We start from the raw sequence: 5,073 nt of genomic DNA, 5'->3' as shown, positions 1-5,073 counted from the left end.
GCCTCGATGGTGCGCAGCGGCCAGCCCAGCATCGCGGCGCTGAACTCCTCGGTGGCGGTCTGGACCTGCACGGCGCCGGCGTCGACGGCCATCCGCTCGAGCTCGGCCGGGGTGAAGGTGTGCAGGTCGACGAGGGCTTCCAGCGCCGCGGCGCGTGACGATTCGTCGAGTTCGGCTTGCGGACGCCGCCAGCCGCCCAGGCCGGGCAACCTGGTGACGTTGGTGGTGATCCGCCAGGTCAGCGTGGAAAGGGTGCGGGCGTAACGGTCACCGACGGTGGTGGGTTCGCCGGCGAACACGAACCGCCCACCTGGCCGCAGCACCCGGATAGCTTCTCGCAACGACAGCCCGACCTCTGGGATGTGGTGCAGCACAGCGTGTCCCACCACCAAGTCAAATGTGTTGTCGTCGTAGGGAATGCCTTCGGCGTCGGCGACGCGGCCGTCGATCTGTAAACCCAGCGACCGCCCGTTACGGGTGGCGACCTTGACCATGCCTGGCGACAGGTCGGTGACCGAACCGCGCCGCGCAACCCCGGACTGTATTAGGTTGAGCAGGAAAAACCCTGTGCCGCAGCCTAATTCAAGCGCCCTGTCGTAGGGCAGGACGTGGATCTCCTCCCCTGGCACGACCGCGTCGAAGCAGTGGCGCGCGTAGTCAACACAGCGCTGATCATAGGAAATCGACCACTTCTCGTCGTAGTTCTCCGCCTCCCAGTCGTGGTAGAGCACCTGGGCCAGCTTGCTGTCATGGCGGGCCGCCTCTACTTGTTCGGCCGTGGCGTGCGGCTGGGGCGACGGTTCACCGGCGACTTTCGAACTCCTCGTCATGAGACGCCAGCCTAGCCCGGCGACGATGCAGAGCGCGTAGCGCGATGAGGAGGAGCCGGGGCATCCAGCCTAGCCCAGCGACGATGCAGAGCGCGTAGCGCGATGAGGAGGAGCCGGGCCATCCCGCCTAACCCGGCGACGATGCAGAGCGCTAGCGCGATGAGGAGGAGCCGGGCTACCCCGCCTAGCCACCGTCTCGGTGGCAGGTTCGGGCGAACACCTCCAGGTAGCGGCGCCGGTCTGCGACGAGCCGTTCGGAGCGGGTCAGCTCGAAGACGTCGTCGATGCCGGCTTTGGCGGCCGCCAGCGCGTGTGCCGGACCTTCGACGAACCGGCCGGCCCATGCCGCGGCCGCGTCGTAGACGTCGTCGGGTGCCACCATGTCGTCAATCACGCCCAGCATCAACGCCTCTTCTGCGCCGAAGAAACGCCCGCTGTATACCAGGTCTTTGGTGCGGCTAGGCCCGAGTGTGCGGGTCAGTCGCGCCATCGCCGCGCCGTCGGGAATCAGGCCGGCCAGGATTTCGGTGGCGCCGAACTTGGCGTTGTCGCCGCTGACCCGCCAGTCAGCGGCGAAGGCCAGGCTGAGGCCGGCGCCCAGCGCGTAGCCGGTGATTGCAGTGACCGTGGGCTTGGGTATGGCGGCGACGGCCTCGATAGCCTCGTGGCGCACCCGCGCCCAGGTCTCGGCCTCCCGGGGGCTCAGTGCCCGCAGCGCGGGCATGTCGTCGCCCGCGGAAAAGATCTCGTGGCCGCCGAACAAGATCACCGCCGCCACATCGTCGCGCTGGGCCAATTCGGCAGCCGCCGTCGCGATCTCCCGATAAACCTGGCGAGTCATCGCGTTGGTGGGCGGCCGCGACAACACCAGAATGGCCACACCGGGATGGTCCGCGCCCATGTAGATGCTGACGAACTCGCTCACGGCCACCGCCGGCCACGCGCCTCGTTGTAGCGATCCGAGTTGAAGAACTCGATTTCCCAGTTGTCGCCCTTCATCGCCAGATCCGGTTGCACGGGAGCGATCTGGCGTTCGACCGCCAGCACCTCGGCGACCGTGTGACCGGCCAGCGAGTCCAGCTGGGTCCAGGTCGGCGGCAACAGGAAAGTGCGTCCGGCGGCGAAGTCCTCGATGGCAGCCTCGGGCGTGGTCCAGCCGGCGCCGTCGGATTCGGTGTTCTCCCCGTCGGCGAGCTGGCCCTCCGGCAGCGCTGCGACGAAGAAGTAGGTGTCGTAGCGGCGGGTGCGTTCGGCTTCCGGGGTCACCCAATTCGCCCACGGCCGCAATAAATCGGCGCGCAGGACCAGGTCTTCCCGGCGCAGGAAGTCGGCGAACGACAGCGTCCCGTCGGCCATCGCGAAGCGTGATTCGCCGTATAGCGCGGCGTCGCTGACGATGCCGTGCGGGTCGTCGGCCGGCCCGGCGAACAGCACCCCGGATTCCTCGAAGGTCTCCCGCGCGGCCGCGCATACCAGCGCCTCCGCTAGATCGGTCTGGATGCCGAACCGCTGCGCCCACCAGCTCGGTGGCGGCCCGGTCCAGGCGATGTCGGCATTGCGGTCGCGGTCGTCCACGCCGCCGCCCGGAAACACCATGACCCCGGCCGCGAATTCCATCGCCGAATGCCGCCGCATCAGAAAGACGGAAATGCCCCCCGGGTTATCTGGACCCTCGCGGACCAGCATGACGGTCGCGGCCGGCCGCGGTGTCAGCGGCACGAACTGATCGCCGGTTGGTGAGGTCATAAGCGTCTCCGGTGGGCTGCGCGGGCGCGGGTACGCCGGGCGAAGTAACGGCCGTCGATGACGTCCACGGCGATCGACTGGCCGAAGGCCGCGGACAGGTTCTCGGCAGTGAGCACATCGGGCAGCAAGCCGGCCGCGACGACCTGTCCTTCGGACAACAGCATGCAGTGACTGAAGCCGATGGGGATCTCTTCGACGTGGTGGGTGACCAGGACGAGCGCCGGAGCGTCTGGGTCGGCGGCCAGGTCGGTCAGCCGCGCCATCAGCTCTTCTCGGCCGCCCAAGTCCAGTCCGGCAGCCGGCTCGTCGAGCAGCAGCAGTTCCGGGTCGGTCATCAAGGCTCGGGCGATCAGCACGCGTTTGCGCTCACCTTCCGAGAGGGTGTCGTAGGTGCGGTCGGCCAGGTGTTCGGCTCCCAGGCTCTCCAGCATGTCGACGGCCCGGTTGTAGTCGACGTCGTCGTAGCGCTCGCGCCACCGGCCCAATACCGCATAGCCCGCCGAGACAACGAGATCACGCACCACCTCCTGGCCGGGCACCCGTTGCGCCAGCAACGACGAGCTCAATCCCACGCGGGAACGCAGCTCGGTCATGTCCACCCGGCCCAGCCGTTCGCCCAGCACGTAGGCGACACCCGACGACGGGTGCTCGGCTGCGGCAGCGATCCGCAGCAGCGACGTCTTGCCCGCACCGTTGGGTCCGACGATCACCCAGCGCTCGTCGAGCTCGACCCCCCAGTCCACCGGGCCCACGAGAACACGCCCACCGCGGCGCAGCGCAACATGTCTGAAGTCGATCAGCAGATCAGGGTCGACTGCGTCGTCAATCTGGTTGGTTCCACCCGCGGATTCTTGTGAATCCACGGGTTTCACCTCCGGCTTCCGGTTTCGGGCACCCGACAATCGTGCCGCACCGCGCCGCCGACGAGGCTGCCGGGTCGCCGCGTTCATTGGCGCCGACCCGCTGCACTCGGCCGAGGCCGAGTTTGCGATCGGCGCCGCTATTCCGGCGGAATCTCGACGCGCCGCAACACACCGTCGACCGCGTCGGCGGCCTCGATCTCACCGCGGGTGACGCCCAGCAAAAACAGCACGGTGTCGAGGTAGGGATAGCTCAGCGAGGCGTCGGCGACCTCGCGCAGCGCGGGCTTGGCGTTGAACGCCACCCCAAGGCCGGCCGCGGCCAGCATGTCGATGTCGTTGGCGCCGTCGCCGACAGCGACGGCCTGCTCCAACGGCACCCCGGCCTGGTGCGCGAAGTCGCGCAAAGCCTTGGCTTTTCCCGCCCGGTCGATGATCGGTCCGACCAGCCGGCCGGTGAGTTTGCCGTCAACGATCTCCAGTTCGTTGGCGGCGACGAAGTCCAGCATCAGTTCGTGTGCGAGCGGTTCGATGATCTGCCGGAAGCCACCCGAGACCACGCCGATGTGATAGCCCAGCCGCCGCAGCGTGCGCAAGGTAGTGCGCGCGCCGGGCGTCAGCTCCAACTGCTCCGCGACTTCGTCGAGCACCTCGGTGGGCAGGCCCGCCAAGGTGGCGACTCGCTGCTGCAACGCCGCCGCGAAATCGAGTTCCCCGCGCATCGCTTGCTCGGTGATCGCCGCAACCGCGTCTTGAGCGCCCACCCGGGCAGCCAGCATCTCGATGACTTCCCCCTGGATCAGGGTCGAGTCGACGTCGAAGACGATCAACCGTTTGGCGCGTCGCTCCAGGCTGTAGTCTTCGACGGCGACGTCGACCCTTTGCTCGAAGGCCACCTGCGTCAGCGCCGCCTGCAGCCGGCCCCCGACGCCCGGCGGCACCGAGACCCGCAGCTCGAGGCCGGTGACGGGGTAGTCCGAGACGCCGCGGATGACGTCGATATTGATGCCGAGTGCAGCCACTTCGCGTGCCACCGCGCCGAAAGCCTCGGCGGTGATGGGCCGGCCCAGCACGACGATAGTGTGCGTCGACGGTTCGCGGATGACCGGCAGATCGTCGCTGCGCTCGATCGTGACGTCCAGTCCCTTGGCGTGAATGGCCGCCTTGACTTCTTCCCGCAGCGCCTTGCCCTCCGCTGCTTCCAGGGCGGCGGATACCAGTACGCCCAGCGTCAACCGGCCGCGAATCACCACCTGTTCGACGTTGAGCAGCTCAACCTTGTGGCCGGAAAGCACCTCGAACAGCGCGGACGTCACACCTGGCTTGTCGACGCCCGTGACGGTGATCAGCACGGACACCTTAGGCGGTGTGCTCACCCCAGATTGCCGCCGATACAAGGCATTACGTGCGAACGCTTACGTCGTCGGCTCTGGTGACGTCGCCGCTGTCGGGGCCGTGGCTACGGCCGATATGCGCCTCGGCACGCAGCCGCTCGACCATGTGCGGGTAGTGCAGCTCGAATGCCGGGCGCTCCGAGCGGATGCGTGGCAGCTCGTAGAAGTTGTGTCGCGGGGGCGGGCAGCTGGTGGCCCACTCCAGCGAGTTGCCGTAGCCCCACGGGTCGTCGACCGTGACCG

Annotated in this window: 5 protein-coding genes and 1 pseudogene; all 6 read right to left on the bottom strand. The window is 68.0% G+C overall.

Going from position 1 to position 5,073, the window contains the following annotated elements; genetic code table 11:
* A partial coding sequence (locus tag ACFE99_RS22645; protein ID WP_375488772.1) for a class I SAM-dependent methyltransferase occupies positions 1-830 on the bottom strand: 830 nt, incomplete at its 3' end.
* 184 nt (positions 831-1,014) lie between these two features.
* The gene (locus ACFE99_RS22640) at positions 1,015-1,761 is read right to left on the bottom strand and encodes an enoyl-CoA hydratase (protein WP_375488770.1); all 747 of its coding nucleotides are present in this window, start codon (positions 1,759-1,761) and stop codon (positions 1,015-1,017) included.
* Entirely contained in the window at positions 1,752-2,576 is an 825-nt protein-coding gene (locus ACFE99_RS22635) for an NUDIX hydrolase (RefSeq protein WP_375488768.1), read from the bottom strand. The genes ACFE99_RS22640 and ACFE99_RS22635 overlap by 10 nt, the downstream gene beginning before the upstream one ends.
* The gene (locus tag ACFE99_RS22630; protein ID WP_375488766.1) at positions 2,573-3,439 is read right to left on the bottom strand and encodes an ABC transporter ATP-binding protein; all 867 of its coding nucleotides are present in this window, start codon (positions 3,437-3,439) and stop codon (positions 2,573-2,575) included. The genes ACFE99_RS22635 and ACFE99_RS22630 overlap by 4 nt, the downstream gene beginning before the upstream one ends.
* 137 nt (positions 3,440-3,576) lie before the next feature.
* Complete coding sequence (gene serB / locus ACFE99_RS22625) at positions 3,577-4,812, bottom strand: phosphoserine phosphatase SerB (RefSeq protein WP_375488764.1); 1,236 nt, start codon at positions 4,810-4,812, stop codon at positions 3,577-3,579.
* Positions 4,813-4,837: 25 nt separating this feature from the next.
* Positions 4,838-5,073, bottom strand: a pseudogene (locus tag ACFE99_RS22620) (cytochrome ubiquinol oxidase subunit I); the annotation flags it as partial.

Source organism: uncultured Mycobacterium sp. (assembly GCF_964249325.1).
Taxonomy (GTDB): domain Bacteria; phylum Actinomycetota; class Actinomycetes; order Mycobacteriales; family Mycobacteriaceae; genus Mycobacterium.
This window is presented reverse-complemented; position numbering and strand designations above follow the sequence as displayed.

Bases quoted from the DNA above. Each gene is read 5' to 3' on its own strand.
- ACFE99_RS22635 (WP_375488768.1), bottom strand. From the start codon at position 2,576: ATGACCTCACCAACCGGCGATCAGTTCGTGCCGCTGACACCGCGGCCG.